The sequence below is a fragment of the Niveispirillum sp. FG156 genome (genome assembly GCF_057809555.1).
In genome coordinates this window covers 23962-43506 of sequence record NZ_JBMDKE010000045.1, presented here as the reverse complement: position 1 = coordinate 43506, position 19545 = coordinate 23962, and the positions used below count along the sequence as shown (strand labels likewise).

Sequence of the window (19545 nt, the reverse complement as noted above, 5' to 3'; positions counted from 1 at the left end):
AAGGCGATGAGGCCGCAGGAAGGGACCATGATGCGGGACATGGGGCTTGTGCAGGCAGTGAGGAGGCGTGAGGCGCAGGTTCGGCCGTGCCGCTAACGTCGCCCTTCGCCTGGAATGTGGGGACAGGGAAGGAACCCAAGGGTGGCTTCAGGCGCGCAAAGGGGACGGCCCCGGCTCCCGGATCTGGCGTTCGGCTCCTTCACCTTGTTGCAACAGGGTGAAGCGCTCTACCGCGACGGGCTGCTGGTGAAGCTGGGCAGCCGCGCCCGCCATATCCTGATCGTCCTGCTGGCGCAGGCCGGGGAAGTGGTCAGCCGGGCGGACCTGATGCGGGCCGTCTGGCCCGACACCAATGTGGTCGAGGCCAACCTGACCGTGCATGTCGCCGCATTGCGTCAGGCATTGGGCAAGGGGGTCGACGGACGGGACTATATCGTCAATGTCACCGGGCGCGGCTACCTGTTCGCCGAGACGCCACGCCCCCTTCTCCAGCCAGCGGCCCCGCTGCCGGTCGCGCGAGCGAGCGCCGGTAATCTGCCGGCCCGTCTGACCAGCCCGGTGGGGCGCGAACAGGCGGGACGGGAGATCGACGCCCGTCTGGCAGGCCGGCATCGTCTGGTGACGCTCACCGGCTCGGCCGGCGTGGGCAAGACCACCATGGCCTTGACGGTGGCGGAGATGCGACAGGGCCGCTACGACGACGGCATCTGGTTCGTGGACCTGTCGCCCATCGCGGAGGCCGAGCATGTGCCAACGACGTTGGCTGCGATCCTGGGGCTGGAACTGGGGGGCGATGATCCGCTGAATGCGGTGGTGACGGCGCTGCGGCCTTATGAAGCGCTGTTCATCATCGATAATTGCGAACATCAGGCCGAGGCGGTGGCAGCCCTGGTCACCGCCATCTGCGCCGCCTGCCCGAAGGTTGCGATCATGGCGACCAGCCGTGAGCCGCTGAACCTGGTGGGTGAACTGGTCTACCAGTTGCCTCCCCTGCCGGTGCCGCCGACCGCAGCCCAGACGACGGGCGCTGCGGCCGCCCTGGCCTATCCGTCCGTTCAGCTTCTGGCCGAACGGGCCATGGCTTGCGTGTCCGACTTCGTGCTGACGGACCAGGACGCGGCCAGCGCCGTGGAAATATGCCGTCGGCTGGACGGGCTGCCTTTGGCCATCGAGTTCGCGGCTGCCCTGGTCGGTACCTTCGGCTTAGGCGGCATTGCCCGGCTCCTGGACGAGCATCTGCATCTGCTGGACAGAAGCCGCCGCCGGGGCATCGCCCGGCACCGCACGCTGGAGGCCGCCCTGGGCTGGAGCTACCGCCTGCTGGATGAGGATGAGCGCACGGTGCTGCGCCGCCTGTCCATCTTCGCCGGCGGCTTCACCATGGAGGCGGCGCAGGCCGTTGTGGCGGACGCGGGTGATGCGACGGATATCGGCGCCGTCCTGGCGGCACTGACAGCCAAGTCGCTGGTGATCAGCGACATTTCCGGCCCCGACCTGCGTTTCCGCCTGCTGGAGACGACGCGTGCCTTCGCGCTGGGGCGGCTTGAGGAGGCGGGGGAACGGCACCGGCTGGCCGACGGCCACGCCCGCCATTACCGCGACTATCTGCGTGCCCAGCACCTGACCTTGGAGCAGCGACACGTGGCTGCCGACGAGCTGGAACTGGACAATATCCGGGCCGCCCTGCGCCATGCCCTGGGGCCGGACGGCGATATCGAGGTGGCGCTAGGTCTGGCGGCGGGCGCGCTGCCCCTCTGGTTCGGCCTGTCGCTGCTGCGCGAATGCCATGCCAAGCTGAAGGAGGTCGGCACAAGGCTGACGCCCGAGCAGTGGGCCACGACGGAGGGCTGGAACATCGCCGTGGCCGTCCGGACGGCTGAGATGTTTACGCGCGGCACCACCCGCCCCGCCGTTTCGACCTGGACCCCGCCACCGGCCGGCGCGGGAAGCCGGGCGAATTCCGTACCCTCGGTGGCCGATCTCCTGACCAATTGGACATGGAATCTGCGCCTGCCGAATTATGCGGAGATGATGCGGCTGGCGACCATCCACGCCTCCATCGCGCGGCGCAGCGGGGAGTTGCATGACCGGACCATGTCGGCCTGGGTCCTGGGGCTCAGTTTGCACCATATCGGCGATCTGGTGGCCGCCCGCGGGCATCTGGCGCAGTTCCTGGCCATCGAGACAGTGGAGGACCGGCGCCTGTTCCTGGGTCATACCGGTTTCGACCGCACGCCGGGGGCACAGGCCATGCTGGGTGCCACGCTTTGCCAGTTGGGATCGCTGCGCGAGGGACTGCGGCAAGCTGCATTGGCAGAGGCCGAAGCGCGGGCGGCGGCCAAGTCGCTGCCCCTGTGCGAGGCGCTGATATGGGTTTGCGCGGCGAGATTGATCGCGCGAATGCCGGCAGTGGAGGAGACGCTGGACGAACTGATCCGTGTGGCCGGGGAGCATGCGCTGGAAAGCCATCTGGGCGTCGCCACCGGGCTGCGGGGCATCTGCGATGCCCGCGCCGGTCGGTTCGAGGCGGCGGAGGCGCGGTTGGCAGGTGCCATCGGCAAGCTGACCGCCAGCCATTACGGGCCCTTCATCCCCTGGTTCACCGGTGTGCGCGCGGCGTCCCTGGCCCGGCTGGGTCATCCGTCGGTCGGGCGCGACGTGATCGCCCTGTTCCGGCAGCACGACATCAATGGGGATTGCTGGTGTTCACCGGAATTACTGCGCCATGAGGCGCTGGTGGAGGAGTTGGCCGGCGCATCGGTCGAGGCTGTGCTGTGCAAGCTGGATGCCGCCGCCGATCTGGCCCGTGGACAATCGTCGCTCACTTGGGAGGTCATGGTGGAAGGGGTGCGCGCCCGGCTCTCGCACAATGGTGGCCGGCTGCGGCATCTGCTCGCTCATCTGGGAAGCCGGGAACTGGAGGTCGCGCCCGACCGCCTGCCGCGCGAGGCGGCCCGTCTTGTGTCGTGAGGAAAAGCCCGACCTGTCTCGGTCAAGGTGCGGGTGCCGCCACGGGTGCAGCGAGCAGCCAGGAGGGCATGCGGGTGACGATCTCGTCCGCGATCCGTTCCTGCAAGCCCATGGGTTCGCCCCTGCTGTCGCCGTCGAACCGGGCTGACCAGGTGACGAAGCCCTGCGGATCGGAAAGCTCCACCGTCACGCGGCTGCGGTTGCCTTCCCGCCGCAGCGTTCCGTGCAGCATGGCCGAGACGCCCAGGTCGCGTGCCGCGTCGCGCAGCGTGTAGGCACGGTTCTTGTACTGGAACACCACCAGTCTGGGGGCGAGGCGCAGGGCCGACTTGATCCCCAAGGCAAAGATCACCTCATCGGTCAGCCCGTCGGCGAAGCGGTCATGGCCCTCGTCCGCTGAAAGGGCGCGGAAGGGCATGATGGCCAGGTCGATCAGCCGTGCTTGCGGGACGTGAGGGGACGGGGGTGAGGCGCTCCTTGTGAAAACCGGGCGGTAGGTGCCGACGGGCAGGTCGATATGGACGGGATCATGGCGCCCCGGTCCTTCGTAATAGGCGGACAGCTTGCGGCGCAGACGCCTTGCCTCGACCCGCACGGTACTGTCGATACGCGGGTCATAAGGAGCGCCACCGCTGTACAGCATGTCGCCGATGATCAGTTCCTTCAGCGTATCGCCTTGGCCAGCCAGGGTTTCCCCCACCAGATAACGCAAAAGCGCGAACAGTTTCGTGCTGCGGCTGAAGCTGGGGCTTTGCCCCAGCCGTTCCAATTGCGCGACGATGACGTCGTGCCCGAGCTGTCCATGCCCGCCCATGGGATCCTCCCGAACTTATGCGCCCCTCAATCGCCGGCGCCAGCATCCGCTGGCTTGGCTACGCCGCATGTGCGGCGCGGCGGCAGTCGCCGCCGATATCAACGGTCAAACATTCGACCGTTGATATTACATCCCTTTTATTCGGATGCGGGGCAGGGCAGGTGTTAAGAGATGCAAAGCGTTACTAAATGTTAGCCGGTCGCCTGGCGGCCAGAAGCATGGCGGCCGCGCCGTAAGCCAGGGCCAAGGCCCAGAGGATGGCTAAGTGCCAGCGGATATCGGCAAGCGGTGCCCCCATCTGGGCTACCGCCACCAGCGCTTCGATCGCCGTGCTGCTGGGGACAAGGCGGCCCGGCAGGCGCACGATGTTTGGGATGGCTTCCTGCGGCCAGGCGAAGCCGGCCATGAAGAAGAAGGGCAGGCCCACGGCGGCCGTGACCAACTGTACCGTCAGTGGCTTGCGGAACAGGGCGGCGATCACCTGTCCCAGCCCCGCCACCGCCAGCACGAACGGCAGGGCAGTGAACAGGATCAGCCACCATGAGCCCAGGCGCGGGATGTCCAGCAGCCAGGGCATGGCGACCAGATAGAAGCTGATGGTCAAGGCCTGCAGCGGCAGCACGGCCAGCAGCCGACCCAGCACCAGGACAGCGGGTCTTGCTGCCATTGCAACGGGTCCGCGCGGCAGGGTGCAGAGCAGGCTGGTGCCGATCAGCAGAATTTGCTGGAGGATCAGCACGAAGGCGGCCGGCAACAGGTATGTGGCGTAGCCGCTCTGCGGGTTGAACAAGGGCACGGCGGTCAGCGGCAGGGGATCGGTCGCCGCCGCCGCCAAGGCGGGATCGACACCTGTGGCCACCAGCCGGCTCGCCTCCACCTCGGCCCCGAAGGCGCGGGCCACGCCCGTGACGCCGCCCGACAGGCGCGAATATATCAGGAAATAGGAGGCGTCGGCATATAGAGCGACGGGCGACGCCCGTCCGTGCAGCAGGTCGCGCTCGAAATTGCGCGGGATCAACAGCACACCGTTCAACTGCCGGGCCAGTACCTCGCGTTCCGCCATTGCCAGATCGGGCAGGACGGCCGCCACGGCCACGTCGGCCGACGCATCGACCCGGCGGGTGAATTCCCGGCTTGCCACGCTGCCATCCTGGTCCACCACGGCCAGCGGCACGTCGCGCAGCGCCTCGTTCAGATAGGGCTGCGGATAGAAGGCGGCATAGATCAGCGGTGCCATAACCAGGACGGAGAAGACGGGGCGCAGCCGGAAGATGCGGCCCAGTTCCTCGCGCGCGACGGCCAGCAGTTCCCGCATCTCACGCCTCCCGCGCGTCGGCCTGCCGGCGCAGGCGTTGCAGGCGCAGCACCGACAAAAGCGCCAGGGCCAGGACGAAGGCCGCCAGGATGGCGACCGGCTGCCAGGAGAGCGCCGGCGGGGCCGCGCGCAGCGTCTGGTCGATGCGGGCTGTCAGATACCAGGTGCCGGGCAAGAGCGCACCCCAGCCATGGGCGAAGTCGTTCATGCCGATACGGGGAAAGCCGATGCCCATATAGCCGAAGGCGGGGGCCGTCAGGATGGTGGCGATACTGACGGCTATGGCAACGGGTCGCAGCAACAGGGCCAGCAGCAGCCCCGCGCACTGGCAGGCCAGGATGAACAGCAGGCTGGCCAGCAGCAGCAACCAGCCCTGGCCGCGTAGCGGCAGGCCCAGCAGATCGAACAGCACGGCGTCGGCCAGCCCCAGCACCCCCAGATAGATCAGGGTGTAGGGCAGCAGCTTGCCCGCCAATGCCGGAAACAGCCCGCCGCCCAGCCGACGCAGGATGCGCAGCCGGTGCGTGGTCTCCAGGTCCAGGCCGGCAGCATAGGCCATACCCGTGACGATGGCCACCTGCAGCAGGCTGGGGATCAGGGCCGCCAGCAGGAAATGGGCATAGTTCAGGGTGGGGTTGAACAGGGCGTGGTTCTGCACCGGAATGGGCGCCAGGGCGGCTCGCGCCCCCTCCATCGGCTGACCCTGGGCGGTGCGCAGCGAGATGCGGATGCCGGCGGCGACGGTGGACAGGGCGCCGTTCACCCCGCGCAGCACCAGACCGCCGCTGGTCATGGTCTGGTTGTTGTAGAAGAACACCACCTCCGGCCGGCGTCCGGCGAGAGCGTCGCGCTCCAGGTCGCGCGGCAGCATCAGCAGCCCGTGGATGCGGCCCGACAGGATCATCCGCCGGCCCTCCGCAAGGTCGGCGACGCGCAGGGCCACTTCCGTTTCCGGTGCGGCATCGACAGTACGGACGATGGTGCGCGACAGGTCGGTGCCGTCCAGGTCCAGCACGCCGATGGCAAGCCGCGTGGCCAGACCCTGGCTGAAGATCAGGACCAGCACCGCCATCAGGCCCAATGGCACCGGCGTGGTCAGCGCCAGCAGCAGCGGCCGGCGGGAGAGGCGTGCCAGTTCCCGCCGGAAGACCAGGCCGAAGCCGGGATGATGACCACCAAATCCATGCATCTCAGCGATCCCGCGCGGTCCAGTCGGCGATGGCGCTCATGCCTGGCCGCAGGCCGGCTGCGGGCTCCACCGGCCTGGCGCGGACCTCGAAGGTGCGCAGGTCGAAATCGCCTGTGGCGCGGGTGGCGCGCCAGGTGGCGTACTGGCCCTGGACATTGATCATCGTGACGCGCACCTGGATGGGCCTGTCGACGATGGCCGGCACGGTGACGGTGAAACCGTCACCAACCTTCAGCCCCTTCAGCAAATCCTCGCGCAGGTTGAAGGTGAACCAGACATTGCCCAGGTCGACCAGGGAGAAGATGGGCGCGCCAGGGCTGAAATTCTCGCCCAGTTCGGCAACGCGGGTGGTGACCTGTGCATCCACGGGCGCGCGGATGGTCAGTTCGGCCATGTCCACCTCCCGCTGGTGCAGGGCGGCTTCGGCCTGCTTCACCTGGGCCTCGGCCAGGGCCTTCTCCTCCGGGCTGGCACCGTCGGTCGCCAGTTTCACGGCGGCGCCCGTCGCCTCACGCTTGCGCAGTGCCGCTTCCAGGTTGCGGGAGGCTTCATCCAGCCGGGCCTGGGCGCTGACGCCGGAACTGATCAGCTTGGCCTGGCGGTCATAGCTTTCCTGGTAGAGCTTGACGTCCGCCGCCGCTGCCGCCATTTCGGCCCGCCGCGCCGCGATGGTCTCCGGCCGCGTGCTGTTGACGCGGGCCAGGTCGGCGCCAGCCACGTTCAACGCCGCGCGTGCGGCCAGCAGGTTGGCGGCCAGTTGCGGGCTTTCCAACTCGGCCAGGACGGCGCCCTTCTTCACATTGTCGCCGACCTCCGCGGACAGCGTGAGAATCCGGCCGGCCACGCGCGGGCTGATATCGTAACGGTCGGCCGACACTTCGCCCTGCACCGTCAGGGGTGGTGGGCGCGTAGCCAGCCAAAGGATGACGAACAGCGCCAGCAGCGCTCCGACCGCGGCAATCTTGCGCATCGACTTCACGTTTCCATCCTTTGCTGACAGACGCCCGGCCCTGGTCGCGGTTACACCCGCCCGCCAAGTTTATTCTACCAATTCGCCTCCGGGGCCGTAAGCGCCCGTTAGGACGGGAAGGTAACCTGAATGTCCCTTGGATGGGTTTGCCAGTCCCTTCAGCATGTGCGCCGACTGAACCTTTCCCGCAATGGCGCGCCCTTGGCTCCTGGCCGGGCAGCGTGGAGGAACCCCATGTCCCTGGCCCGGTCGACTGAACCGTCACCCCCTGTCCGCCTTGTTCCACCCGATGATGGGGGCTTCCTGGACCGGTTGCGGCAGATCGTGGGCAGGCGCCATGTCCTGACCGACAATGCCGGCACGAGACGCTACCGCATGGGCTACAGATTCGGCGGCGGGCGGGTGCTGGCGGTGGTCCGCCCGGGAAGCCTGGTGGAACAATGGCGGGTGGCACAGGCGGCGGTGGCCGCCGGCAAGATCATCATCATGCAGGCGGCAAATACCGGCCTGACGGGAGGGTCTACGCCCGACGGCGAGGATTACGACCGCGACATCGTCCTGATCAACATGCTGCGCCTGAAGAAGGTGCAACTGATCGATGGCGGTCGGCAGGTGATCTGCTTGCCTGGTGCCACGCTTGACCAGTTGGAGAAGCTGCTGAAGCCGCTGGGCCGTGAGCCGCATTCGGTCATCGGCTCCTCCTGCATCGGCGCCTCCGTTTTTGGCGGCATCGCCAACAATTCCGGTGGGTCCCTCGTGCAGCGCGGGCCGGCCTATACCGAATTGTCGCTGTTCGCCTGGGTGGCGCCCGACGGTACGTTGCGCCTGGTCAACCACCTGGGCGTGAAGCTGCCGGAGGATCCCGAACAGATGCTGGCGCGGCTGGAGGCGGGTGCCTATGCGCCGTCGGACATCGATCCCGACGCGGGCGCGGCGTCGGACGCCTCCTACAAGGATCATGTTCGCGACGTGGATGCCGACAGCCCCGCTCGCTTCAACGCCGACCCTGCGCGCCTACGCGAAGTGGCGGGCTGCGCCGGCAAGCTGGTGATATTCGCCGTGCGTCTGGACACGTTCCCGGCGGAAAAGGAGACGAAAGTCTTCTATGTCGGCACGAACGAGCCCCAGACCCTGAACGGTATCCGCCGGCATATCCTGTCGGCCTTCCAGCACCTGCCGGTGGCGGGCGAATACATGCACCGCGACGCCTATGACATTGCCGAGCGCTACGGCAAGGATACGTTCCTGGCCATCAGCTTCTTCGGCACGGCGCGGATGCCGTTCCTGTTCGGGCTCAAAAGCCGGTTTGATGCCCTGGCCGACAGGCTGCGTTTCCTGCCGTCCCATCTCAGCGACCGGGTTCTGCAAGCGGCCAGTCACCTGTTTCCCCGCCATCTGCCGCGGCGGATGGCAGAGTTCCGTGACCAGTATGAGCATCACCTGGTGTTGAAGGTGGCCGGACCCTGCATCGGGGAGACACATGCTTTCCTGAACGACTTCTTCAAGATGGCGGAGGGTGGTTATTTCGAATGCACGCCGGAGGAGGGGGCGAAGGCCTTCCTGCACCGGTTCGCCGCCGCCGGCGCGGCCATCCGCTATCGCGCCGTGCACGGCAAGACGACGGGCGGCATGGTGGCGCTTGACGTGGCGCTGCGCCGCAATGACCCGCACTGGTTCGAGACATTGCCGGAGGACCTGGATCGGGTGTTGCCGGTCAAGCTCTATTACGGGCATTTCCTCTGTCATGTTTTCCACCAGGATTACATTGTGGCGCCCGGCCATGATCCGCTGGAGATCGAGCACCGGATGTGGAAGCTGCTGGACGCGCGGCGGGCTGAATATCCGGCGGAGCATAATCTCGGCCACCTCTATGTCGCCAAACCGGCCTTGCGCGAATTCTACAAGGCGCTGGACCCCTGCAACTGCCTCAATCCCGGCATTGGACAGACGACCAAGGCCGCCCATTGGGCCGGCGACCGGGTGAATGCCGCTTTCTGAGGGGGTGGCCAACCCCTTCCGCGACCAGTACCGCCAAGGATGAAGAGATGAGCGACCTGATGCTGTGGGCCGTCGACGCGGCCACGGCCCTGCCCGACCTTGTCGAAATAGCGGCCCATCTGCGCACCGGCCTGGAGAAGGCGCCGGTACTGGCCCTGTTCCTGGTCATCGGGTTGGGCTATGCCGCCGGCAAGGTGAACCTGTTCGGCTTTTCCCTGGGCGTAGGGGCGGTTCTGTTCGCCGGACTGGCCATGGGGGCCTTCGCGCCGGGCGCGGTGCCGCCCGGCATGGTGGGCAGCGTCGGGCTGCTGATGTTCCTCTATGGTATCGGCATCCACTATGGTCCCCAATTCTTCGCGGGTTTGCGGGGGCCGGAGCGTTGGTACAATCTGGTGGCGCTGCTGGCAGTGCTGGGCGGATTGGCCACCACGATCATCATCGGAGCATGGCTTGGGATCGGACCGGCAAAGCAAGCGGGCCTGTTCGCCGGTGCCATGACCAATACGGCGGCCCTGCAGGCGGCCCTTGAGGCGGCCGGCAATCGTGATCCTGCCACGGGCTATTCCATCGCCTATCCCGTGGGGGTGATCGTTCCCATCCTGTGTTTGCAGGTATTGGGCATGGTCTTGCGGCCAAAGGTGCCGGCAGCACCGCCGGCCCTGACGGTAGCGGAGATCACCATCGATCCCAAGGCCCCGGCCACGGGCATGGCCAGCATCGATCCGGCATCCGTGCTGCCACCGGACGTCCGGGTTCTGGCCATCCGCCGGCAGCACAGGAACCTGCTGCCGACACCCGGCATGCGGCTGTCGGTCGGCGATGCCGTCATGGTGGTGGGCGCCACGGAGGCAGTACAGGCGGCGGGGAGGGCGCTGGGCCATGCCGATACCGGCCGTCTGGCCAAGGATCGCAGCGATTTCGACGCCCATGAGGTGTTCGTGTCCAGTTCCCGGCTGATCGGCCTGCCGGTCGGCGGCCTGCCGGCGCCCGACTTTCCCATGCATGTCGCCTTCATCCGGCGCGGCGACGCCATGCTGCTGCCCGGCCCTTCACTGACACTGGAATTCGGCGACCGGGTGACGGTTGCCGCCCCGTCCGACCAGCGGGAAGCGGTGCGCGCCCTGTTCGGCGACAGCATCACCGCCACGGCGGAGTTCAGCTATGTCTCATTGGCGCTGGGCATGGTGTTGGGGGTATTGCTGGGGCTGCTGCCCGTTCCGATGCCCGGTATCGGTAGCTTCAGCCTGGGATTGGCCGGGGGTCCGCTGGTCATGGCCTTGATCCTGGGCAAGGTGGGGCGTTGGGGCAGGTTCGTCTGGCGTCTGCCGCTGTCGGCCAATCTGGTAATGCGCAATTTCGGCCTCACCCTGTTCCTGGCGACCGTCGGCATGTCCTCCGGGCCGGCGTTCATTGGCGAACTGACGGCTGATGGTCTCCCGCTTTTGGGGGGCGCCGCCCTGTCGGTGACGGCCGTGGTGGCCATCGCCTTCCTGATGGGGCTGTGGGTGATGCGGCTGTCTTATGACGAGGTCCTGGGCATCGTCGCTGGCGCCACAGGCAATCCGGCGATCCTGGCCTTTGCCGGTCGGCAGATCGTATCGGACAAGATTACCGTCGGCTATGCGATCATCTTTCCCAGTATGACCATCGCCAAGGTCGTTGCGGTTCAGTTTCTGCTGAAGCTGGTATGATTTTATAGAGGACCGCAAACGGTCGGCTGGCAAAAATGCGTTCGAGATTTGGTTGAATTTATTGATTAGATGTTCGTTTCAAGATTGTCATACCATCGGTCAAATCCTGCCTCCGCATCCAACATGACACACAAAAAGCCTCGTAACCTCAACAGGTTACGGGGCTTTTGTTTTTGGCTCTGGCTTTTTGCAATAGCCCGCTATCTAACGAAATCAACAAGTTAGCTTCGCAGGTTCAAATCGAGGGTACCGACACCCGCATCCAACCTACCGAGGCCCATTGGTCATGAGTTTGACCTTCCGGCAAACCTGGGGCGGTTCACCTGTCTGCTTTGGTTCAGCCCGGGTAACCCCCATAGCCTGACCGATCCGGCCCAGCAGATGCGCCGGGGCTTGTCCTAGAATGTCGGAGGAAAGCCTCAGGGTCTTAACGGCACAGCCGCCCCTAATGCCCGCCAGGCCATGCAGCGCGGACCAGATGAATAGGGCATCCAGTGTGACAAGCTCTGCAGTACATGGTTGCCCCTGGGCCACCCGCGTACGCGCCACCCCCTGCTCCAGCAGTGTAAAGGCGTGCCGCGCCGACTGCATCATGCCGGGATGAACAGCCGGGTCGGGAAGGGGTGTCGCGAACATCAGCCGATACTGCAGCGGATGTTCACCGGCATAGGAAAGATAGGCCAGCCCCATGCCACACAGATCCCGGGCGGGGTCGTCCGGCGCCCGCTGACGGTTGTCAAGATATCCGGCGAAATGGTCGAAGGCGCGGGCGGCGACAGCGGCCAGGATATGATCGCGACTGGGAAAGTGCCGATAGGGGGCTTGGTGTGACACGCTCAGCCGGCGGGCCACTTCCCGCAGGCTTAGCTTCTCTAGTCCCGCAGCCGCGATGATGGCCAACGCTTCCGTCACGCAGGCTTCCTTGAGGTCCTCTGGTCGTCCGCGATCCCCCGGCATCCTGCCAATCCGTGTCGTTCACCCTCGTCACTGGTAGGAATAGCCTTCACGCTCCAAAATCGCCAGCGCCGCATCCCAATCGATCGGGATGGCGGAGCGGGGAAGGGTCTTGCGGGCGAACACGGCGCTGTCCACCCCCTCCATGGCGGTCCTCACCGCGTTACGGTGCGCCTCGCTGCGCAGGGCCGCCTCATCCTGCCAGACCGTCATGGTCCAGACCATCGATCCGTCCAGGGTACGCCGCAGCGCATAGCCGACCAGGCCGGGCTGCGCGTCCAGCTCCGCATGAATGCGACCGGTCTGTTCCCAGAACAGGCGGAGCCCTGCGGTCCCCGGCTTCAAGGCCGCCTGGGTAAGGGACAGCACGACCGAGCTGTCACCTGCCAGCGTCACCCCGGTTCCCCGCATATAGCCCGGCCCCTTAAACCCCGTACCGAAGGTGCAGCCGCCCAGCCCCGGACCCAAAAGCGCCGCCAGCAGCAGCTTTCCAATCCGGATCATTGCCCCATCTCCCAAGCCAGCATTTCCCGCCCGTCTCCATCCGCCATGTTGACGCTGTCTACAAGCTTGGGCCAAAGTAGACACTGTCAACTGCGTTACACATGAAATTTCGGTTTCACATCGATTATTTTTTGGGACATGTCGAAATGGAGATTGTCGGGGTGTCATTGCGATGACCGGTGCCAGACGCGGCGCCGCGATAAGGAGAAGCAGGCATGAGCATCCTCGATCTTTCCCACCCCCTGACACCACCCGCCCGAGCCGGCCTTTTGCGCTTGCGCCTTCTGGCCCTGTTCGGTGTCGCCTGGAACATTTTTGGCATCGTGCAGTTCCTGGCGACCGTCACCGCCTCCACGGATCGGCTGGTGACCATGGGCATGGATAACGCACAGGCCGCCCTCTATCTCAGCCTGCCATTCTGGATGGACATTGCCTTCGCCATCGGCGTGTTCGGTGGTCTGGCGGGCAGCGCGTTGCTGCTGGCTGGGCGGCGTCTGGCGGTGCTGATACTGGCCACCTCGCTGGCGGCTTATCTCGTACTCTATGCGGGTGATATCGCCCTGGGCGTCTTTGCGGCTTTCGGCCTGCAGCAGGTGCTGATCCTGAGCTTCGTGGTCGCGGTTGCCATTACCCTGCTGCTGACCGCGCGCTGCGCGGTGCATCACGGTCTGGTCCGTTGATCCCTTCGCCCTATCTTCAATATCGATGAACCGGAGACCGTCATGCAGTACATGCTGATCTTGAATGAAACAGCCGACGAATTCGCCAAGCGCAACGATCCAACGCAGGCGGGTGAATACTGGGGCGGCTGGAACGCCTTTATCGGCGCCATGGCCGCCGCCGGTGTCATTGTGAAGGGTGACGGGCTGCTGGGTCCCGCCATGGCGACGACGATCCGTGTGCGCGATGGACAGCGCCAGATACAAGACGGCCCCTTCGCTGACACCAAGGAACAGTTGGGCGGGTATTTCGTGATCGAGGTGCCGGATCTGGACGCGGCCATCGACTGGGCCGCGCAGGCGCCGTCCGCCTCCTATGCCTCGGTGGAGGTGCGGCCCGTCATGCCGCCCATGGCCCCTCCTGCTGCCCCGTGACCCTGGCGCAATCCACGGCCGGGGCGGTGGCCCGCACCGCCTATGGCCGCCTGCTGTCGATCCTGGCGGCGGGAACGCGCGATATCGCGGCAGCGGAGGATGCATTGGCCGATGCCTTCGCTGCTGCGCTTGCCAGTTGGCCCGCATCGGGCGTACCGGACAGGCCGGAGGCCTGGCTGCTGACAGCGGCCCGCAATGCCGCCGCCAATGGCCGCCGGTCGCAAAATGTGCGGGACTTGGCCGCCACGGAGGTTGAAAACCGCCTTTACGGCCCGATGTCCGACGGGAACGGTTTCCCGGATGAGCGCCTGAAACTTCTGTTCGTCTGCGCCCATCCCGCCATTGCCCCCGGCATGCGCACGCCCTTGATGCTGCAAACCGTGCTGGGGCTGGATGCGGTGCGCATCGGACAGGCCTTTGCGGTGGAGCCGGCGACCATGGGTCAGCGGCTGGTCCGCGCCAAGGCGAAAATACGCGATGCCGGCATCCGCTTCGACATTCCCGATCCCGGCGCCCTGGCCGAACGCTTGACCGATGTGCTGGATGCTGTTTACGGCGCCTTCGGTACCGGCTGGGACGGGCTGGCACAGCAGGGGGCGGAGGATCTGGCGGAGGAGGCGATCTATCTGGGCCGCCTGCTGGTCGCCCTGCTGCCGGCGGAACCGGAAGCCAAGGGACTTCTGGCGTTGATGCTTTACTGCCATGCCCGCCAGGCTGCCCGTTTCACGGCGAATGGCCGCTTCGTGCCTTTGGCTGAACAGGACGCGCGCCTGTGGAACCGCTCTTTGATCGTCGAGGCGGAAGGGCTGTTGACGGTCGCATCACGGGCCGGGCGTTTCGGGCGCTATCAATGCGAGGCGGCGATCCAGTCGGTACATGTGCAACGCCCCGTTACCGGCCGCACAAACCATGAGGCCATCACGCTCCTGTACCGCATGCTGGCGGCATCCAGCCCCACCCTGGGCGTGCTGGTGGCGCAGGCAGCGGCCATGCTGGATGCCGGTCAGCCCGCCGAGGCCCTGCTGGCGTTGGATGCCATCACGGCACCGCGCAAGGAACAGTACCAGCCCTACTGGGTGGTCCGCAGCCTGTGCCTGCTCCGGGGCGGTGGGCAAGCGGATGCCGCCGAGCAGGCGCGCGCGAGGGCCATTACCCTGACCCGTGATCCGCGTCTTCTGGCTCATCTCGCCACGATGGGCTGAATTGAACCCCGCTAGACATTCTCAAAGGCTCAGCGTTGTGAATGTTATCCTGCCTCAACCATTTCTATAAGGAACTGCCGTTCAAAGAGGTGTGCCGGCATGGGTTTGGCCAGAAGGTAGCCTTGTGCAAGCATGCATCCCTCTTGCTGAAGCCAATGGAGTTGGTCGGCGGTCTCGACACCTTCGGCGATTGTCGTCAAACCAAGTCTTTTCCCAAGTTCAACGACGGTCGCTGCGATGGCCGGGTCGTTCGGAAGGTCGTTTACGAAGCTTCTGTCGATTTTCAGCATTGTGACCGGAAGCTGCCGCAGATACGCCAAAGACGAGTAGCCGGTGCCGAAGTCATCGATGGCAATACCGAACCCAAATCCGCGTAGCGCTTGCAAAATCCCGAGTTGCTTGGCGATATCGCGCATGACGACAGTTTCGGTGATCTCCAGGATAATTTGCCTGGGCATGATCCCTGCCTCTGATACGATGCGCACAGCTCGTTCTGGAAATTCAGGGTCCGCAAGCTGCCGAGCCGAGACATTAACCGCCACCGTAACAGGGCTGCGAAGACTCCGCCATTTTGCGGCGTCGCGGCTGGCACGGCGGAGGACCCATTCTCCTAGCTCAACGATCAAACCCGTCTCTTCGGCCACTGGGATGAATTCAGCCGGCGATATCATGCGGTCCCCGTGCGGCCATCGCACGAGAGCCTCGACGCCGGCAAGTTGCCCCGTGGCCAGATTGATCTTCGGTTGATAGTGGAGGATCAGTTGGTCGCCAGCCAGCGCATCCCTCAAGCTGGCTTCTGTTCGAAGCATGACTAAGGCGCGTTCTGTCATCGCCCTGTCGAAAAACTTGAAGACACCGCCGCCGGTGGCCTTCGCGGCATACATCGCCACGTCAGCGTATCTCATCAGCGTTACGGCATCGGCGCCATCCTGGGGGTGCATGGCGATGCCGATGCTCGCCCCGGCATGCACGACCTGCCCCCCCAGTTCAAAGGGGCGCGACAGCGCCGCCAGGAGGCGGGCTGCCGCTTGGCCGACCTCCTCCACAGTGACGGCATTCTCGAGCATTACGAGGAACTCGTCTCCACCCAGCCGGCCGACGACGTTGCTATGCCTTAGTGCGCTCCTCAGACGCGCGCCGATATATCGTAATAACTCGTCGCCGGCGCCGTGGCTGAGGCTGTCGTTGACATGTTTGAACCGGTCGAGATCAAGAAACAGGACGGCCAAATGTGTGCCTTCACGGGCCGCACGTTCCAGTGCGACATTCAGTGTTTCAGTCATCAGGACCCGATTGGGCAGGTCCGTCAAAGAATCTCGGGTTGCCAGCCGCCGAAGCTCGGTCTGCGATCGGTGCAACTGCGCTAGAAGCTCATTGATTCGCGATGCGACATACCCAAGCTCATCGTTCAGATGGCCACGTGGAACCTTGATGGGGTTGGCCAGCGGCTCGGCCGGCCTGATTTTGATTAGGTCCCTGCCCAGTGCGATCAGGGGGCGTGTCAGGAAGAAATGAAAGATAACGGACAGCAGGGCGCCCAGCAGGATGTTTCGCAGCAGTCCACCAGCCATTGATCCCAGGACAAACGTCTTGAGGTCTTCGCCAAGCGCCCGGGGGTTGAGGTAGAGAACAAGTGTCCCGATCTCTCTGTATTTTCCATCATTACCAATAATGGAAAGCCTTCGTTTGATCGAAAGCATGTCTTTAAAAACATATCGTTCCCAGGCGCTGCCATATCCGACTTCGCCCTCGGCAGCAAAATCCGCGAAATTCTGGTCGCGTATCTCGATTCGGTCGACAATATCCAAGTCGAGGACTGGAGCGAATAGGTTTCGTGCAAGACTATCGTCGAAGTTCCACAGGGCCGTCGCGGCTGAACCAGCGATTAGGTTCAGTACCTGATCACCTCGTCTTGCAGCCTTCTCGCGTTCGCGTGCAACGGCTAATCCACCCTCAGCAATCGTAATAAGTAAGCCAACCACCAAGGCACCTGTGACCGTGACGAGCACCTGCCTCACCGTCAAGCTTCGAAGGGTGCCTTGCGCCACGTTTCACCACGAGTTAGCCGTATTATGAGGGGGTTCTGTATTCAGTCACTTTCAGTTGTCTATTATTACCCCCAACGATGACTCCCTGATGACGGTAAGCGGCTGACCTTACGAGGAGCTACTATGCAGGCAGCGTCAGCCGGATATCTTGCAAGGGTCCGTTGATGGCCAGGGTCAAGACGGGTCGTTGGATATTCATGGCCAGGGCAGCGGCATTGCGGGATCGCCACCTTGGCGTGCCATGACCAGCAGTTCGTCAAGGTCCCCAGCAAAAAGGCCCGCCACAATTGTGGCGGGCCTGAGCTTAATCTCAAAGCACATGTCCGATGACCTTAGATACCCTCTCGATTTCAGTTCCCAAATACCGGTACTTCATCAACAGTTTGGCTTCGCAGGCCTACCAGCCCGAAGTTGGCAGTCACCATCTGAGAGGTCTCCCGTTCAAAAGAAGAACCCCTCAGATACGTCGGCAGATGATCAGGAGCCGATGCGGCCACCATCGGTACGGCGGATGGTCACCACCGAGGGGCGCGGATAGTCGCCGTCCGGCCACTTGGACTGGCTGTTGCTGAACAGGCCGCTCACATCCTCACCGGGGTGCTGAACGGCGATGAAGAAGGTGGTGTTGTCCGGCGACAGCAGCGGGCCGCAGCATTCGGCACCGGCCGGAACGGACAGGAACCGCTTTACCGGTACCGGCTGCCCCGGCGTGACCGAAAGCGGCATGGCATAGATGCCGTCATTGAAGGGATAGTTCGACGGGGTGCCGTCGGTGGCGATCCACATATTTCCGCTATTGTCGAAGGTGACATTGTCCGGCGAACCGAAACGATCACCGGTGAAGCTCGACGCGCCGTTAAGGGACACGTTGTCAGCAGCGGTGGCGGCGGCAGCCGGATCGCCGGCCAGCAGGAAAATGCGCCAGTTGAAGGTCTTGGCAGTGTGGTCATTGCCGGTTTCGGTGACTTCGATGATGTGGCCGGTACGGTTCGGGCCGCGCGGGTTTGCAGCATCGGCCTTGGCCGGGACGGCGCGACCGGCACCGGCACGCGACCCGCTGGTGACGTTGGCCGTGCTGGTGGTTGCCTGACGTGAGGTGTTGTTGGTCAGGATGATGTACATCTTGCCGTTGCCGTAGAAATCGGCATCGACGGTGGCTTCCAGGTCTTCCGGACGGTCCATCGGCGTGGCGCCCACGGCGTCACCGGCGCGCCGGCTGTTGATCAGCACATCGGCCTGGGTCTGGAAACGGCGGGTACCATCGGGATAGGTGGAGGCGGCCAGCAACGGGCCCGTGACCGGATCGGCCAGATCCAGCGGTAGCCACACGCCCGTGCCATCGGCATTGAAGCGGGCGGCATAGAGAGTGCCGGCGTCCAGCAGATCCATGTTGGCCGCGCGGCTGGCCGGATTGTAGGTGCCGGAGGACACGAACTTGTAGACATATTCGAACACGGTATCGCAGCCGGAATAGGCTGTAACCTTGTTGCTGCCACGCGTCAGGGCGATGGTGGCCCCTTCATGCTTGAAGCGGCCCAGGGCGGTGCGCTTCTTGGGCATCGAGGTCGGGTCATAGGGATCGATTTCGACCATCCAGCCGAAACGGTACGGCTCGTTCACGCCTTCCGGCTTGCCGCAATCGAAGCGGGGGACATAGTTCTCCCACTTGCGGGCCGATGCGCCGGAGGTGACCGTGTAATCGGTATGGTCCAGCGCGACCTTGGCATCCGTAACCTTGGAGCGGTTGGCGAAATACTGGTCGAAATTCTCTTCGGCCGCCAGATAGGTGCCCCAGGGTGTGAAGCCGCCAGCGCAGTTGTTAAAGGTACCCAGCACCAACGTGCCGGCCGGGTCGGCCGGGGTTTTCAGCTTGGCATGGCCGGCGGCAGGGCCGGTAATTCGCATCGGGGTCGTGCCTGTTACCCGCCGGTTGAAGGGCGACGTGACGTCGTAGCTCCAACGACCATTCAGGATGCGGGCGTTCACGACGGAAACGCCATGCGCCTCGATCTCGGTCAGGGCCTCGTTCTCGCTGCCGGTGTAACCCTCGAACATGTTCGGACCCGAGGTATACTCGTGGTTCACGCACATGATGTAGGACGGGTAAGGCAGGCGACCGATCTTGGCCGGTGCGCCGAAACGCTCGGGGAACATCGCGACCATGTCGCAGTTGAAGCCGAAGCGCTTGGCTTGGTCGGCGGGCGACTGCTTGGTAGGATCGAACGGGGCCATGCCGGGGAACAGCGGGTCACCCCAACGGATCAGGGTTTGTGCCTCGTAACCCGCCGGCACCGTGACGCGGTCTGCTTTGGTCTCCGCAACCGACGCAAAGCTCAGCGGCAGGGTGGCGGCCTGGGCCTCACGTCCCGTCAGGAAAATGCCTGGTGCCGACAGGGCTGCCGTGGCCGCAGCTGTCGCGGCGGATCCCCGCAGGAAGTGGCGACGCCCAACGCTGGCTTCCAGCACCTTGTCGAAGGTCTTGTCCGCGCCAATGCCACGTTCTTCAAGGTCTTCGCGGTCGATTTCGGGGACGTCGATCTGGCTCACGGACTTGCTCCCTGGATATGAGGTGCCCAACAAAGGCGGGGTGATCTGGTCGGCACCTCAACTACACCAGTGAACAAGACGGTAATTTTTGGAATGTGTGAATATTATGCGTCAATTTCTTGAATGTCAGCGAGTTACATCGAAATGATACGAAGCACAATATTGATAATGATAATCAATATCAATATTGTGTGTCTGTCTATACGTCTATAAACTTCCATCAATCCGTAACAAATTCCGTTTAGAAGC

The 19545-nt window shown here is 64.4% G+C and carries 14 protein-coding genes; 6 read left to right on the top strand and 8 right to left on the bottom strand.

What is annotated here, in order from left to right; translation table 11 throughout:
• Positions 1–204: 204 nt before the first annotated feature.
• Positions 205–2970: an ATP-binding protein gene (locus tag ACODSP_RS23555; protein ID WP_488967980.1), complete on the top strand. Its 2766-nt coding sequence runs from the start codon at positions 205–207 to the stop codon at positions 2968–2970.
• 22 nt (positions 2971–2992) lie between these two features.
• Here ACODSP_RS23555 and ACODSP_RS23550 read toward each other — a convergent pair whose 3' ends face one another.
• The 4 genes from ACODSP_RS23550 to ACODSP_RS23535 all read right to left on the bottom strand — a co-directional run bounded on the left by ACODSP_RS23550 (position 2993) and on the right by ACODSP_RS23535 (position 7258).
• Positions 2993–3784, bottom strand: coding sequence for a hypothetical protein (locus ACODSP_RS23550; RefSeq protein ID WP_488967979.1), 792 nt, complete (start codon positions 3782–3784; stop codon positions 2993–2995).
• Positions 3785–3968: 184 nt separating this feature from the next.
• Entirely contained in the window at positions 3969–5099 is a 1131-nt protein-coding gene (locus ACODSP_RS23545; protein WP_488967978.1) for an ABC transporter permease, read from the bottom strand.
• A gap of 1 nt (position 5100) precedes the next feature.
• Complete coding sequence (locus tag ACODSP_RS23540) at positions 5101–6288, bottom strand: ABC transporter permease (protein WP_488967977.1); 1188 nt, start codon at positions 6286–6288, stop codon at positions 5101–5103.
• Position 6289: 1 nt separating this feature from the next.
• Positions 6290–7258, bottom strand: a complete 969-nt coding sequence (locus ACODSP_RS23535) for an HlyD family secretion protein (RefSeq protein ID WP_488967976.1) — start codon at positions 7256–7258, stop codon at positions 6290–6292.
• A 234-nt stretch (positions 7259–7492) separates the two neighbouring features.
• On the opposite strand from ACODSP_RS23535, the gene dld reads away from it, so the two are divergent.
• Complete coding sequence (gene dld / locus ACODSP_RS23530) at positions 7493–9256, top strand: D-lactate dehydrogenase (RefSeq protein WP_488967975.1); 1764 nt, start codon at positions 7493–7495, stop codon at positions 9254–9256.
• Positions 9257–9303: 47 nt separating this feature from the next.
• Positions 9304–10947, top strand: coding sequence for an aspartate:alanine exchanger family transporter (locus tag ACODSP_RS23525; RefSeq protein ID WP_488967974.1), 1644 nt, complete (start codon positions 9304–9306; stop codon positions 10945–10947).
• A 267-nt stretch (positions 10948–11214) separates the two neighbouring features.
• Here the strand turns inward: ACODSP_RS23525 and ACODSP_RS23520 are convergent, their stop codons facing one another.
• Positions 11215–11859, bottom strand: a complete 645-nt coding sequence (locus ACODSP_RS23520) for a TetR/AcrR family transcriptional regulator (protein WP_488967973.1) — start codon at positions 11857–11859, stop codon at positions 11215–11217.
• Positions 11860–11931: 72 nt separating this feature from the next.
• A complete protein-coding gene (locus tag ACODSP_RS23515; RefSeq protein WP_488967972.1) occupies positions 11932–12405 on the bottom strand; it encodes an antibiotic biosynthesis monooxygenase family protein in 474 nt (157 codons plus the stop codon).
• Positions 12406–12620: 215 nt separating this feature from the next.
• Between ACODSP_RS23515 and ACODSP_RS23510 the strand changes: the two genes are divergently transcribed.
• From ACODSP_RS23510 to ACODSP_RS23500, 3 genes are read left to right on the top strand one after another with little or no spacing between them, the layout of a single operon-like run.
• Complete coding sequence (locus tag ACODSP_RS23510) at positions 12621–13085, top strand: hypothetical protein (protein WP_488967971.1); 465 nt, start codon at positions 12621–12623, stop codon at positions 13083–13085.
• 42 nt (positions 13086–13127) lie between these two features.
• Entirely contained in the window at positions 13128–13499 is a 372-nt protein-coding gene (locus ACODSP_RS23505; protein WP_488967970.1) for a YciI family protein, read from the top strand.
• Positions 13496–14701: an RNA polymerase sigma factor gene (locus ACODSP_RS23500; RefSeq protein WP_488967969.1), complete on the top strand. Its 1206-nt coding sequence runs from the start codon at positions 13496–13498 to the stop codon at positions 14699–14701. The genes ACODSP_RS23505 and ACODSP_RS23500 overlap by 4 nt, the downstream gene beginning before the upstream one ends.
• Before the next feature lie 44 nt (positions 14702–14745).
• Here the strand turns inward: ACODSP_RS23500 and ACODSP_RS23495 are convergent, their stop codons facing one another.
• Both ACODSP_RS23495 and ACODSP_RS23490 read right to left on the bottom strand, forming a co-directional pair.
• A complete protein-coding gene (locus ACODSP_RS23495) occupies positions 14746–16710 on the bottom strand; it encodes a putative bifunctional diguanylate cyclase/phosphodiesterase (protein ID WP_488967968.1) in 1965 nt (654 codons plus the stop codon).
• A 516-nt stretch (positions 16711–17226) separates the two neighbouring features.
• Positions 17227–19296 (bottom strand): PhoX family protein, encoded by a 2070-nt coding sequence (locus ACODSP_RS23490; protein ID WP_488967967.1) that lies wholly within the window; start codon positions 19294–19296, stop codon positions 17227–17229.
• Between the last annotated feature and the right edge of the window lie 249 nt (positions 19297–19545).

Excerpts from the sequence above, each read along its gene's own strand:
- ACODSP_RS23525 (WP_488967974.1), top strand. The coding sequence starts at position 9,304 with ATGAGCGACCTGATGCTGTGGGCCGTCGACGCGGCCACGGCCCTGCCC.
- ACODSP_RS23545 (WP_488967978.1), bottom strand. The coding sequence starts at position 5,099 with ATGCGGGAACTGCTGGCCGTCGCGCGCGAGGAACTGGGCCGCATCTTC.
- ACODSP_RS23505 (WP_488967970.1), top strand. The coding sequence starts at position 13,128 with ATGCAGTACATGCTGATCTTGAATGAAACAGCCGACGAATTCGCCAAG.
- ACODSP_RS23535 (WP_488967976.1), bottom strand. The coding sequence starts at position 7,258 with ATGCGCAAGATTGCCGCGGTCGGAGCGCTGCTGGCGCTGTTCGTCATC.
- ACODSP_RS23515 (WP_488967972.1), bottom strand. The coding sequence starts at position 12,405 with ATGATCCGGATTGGAAAGCTGCTGCTGGCGGCGCTTTTGGGTCCGGGG.
- ACODSP_RS23550 (WP_488967979.1), bottom strand. The coding sequence starts at position 3,784 with ATGGGCGGGCATGGACAGCTCGGGCACGACGTCATCGTCGCGCAATTG.
- ACODSP_RS23540 (WP_488967977.1), bottom strand. The coding sequence starts at position 6,288 with ATGCATGGATTTGGTGGTCATCATCCCGGCTTCGGCCTGGTCTTCCGG.
- dld (WP_488967975.1), top strand. The coding sequence starts at position 7,493 with ATGTCCCTGGCCCGGTCGACTGAACCGTCACCCCCTGTCCGCCTTGTT.
- ACODSP_RS23510 (WP_488967971.1), top strand. The coding sequence starts at position 12,621 with ATGAGCATCCTCGATCTTTCCCACCCCCTGACACCACCCGCCCGAGCC.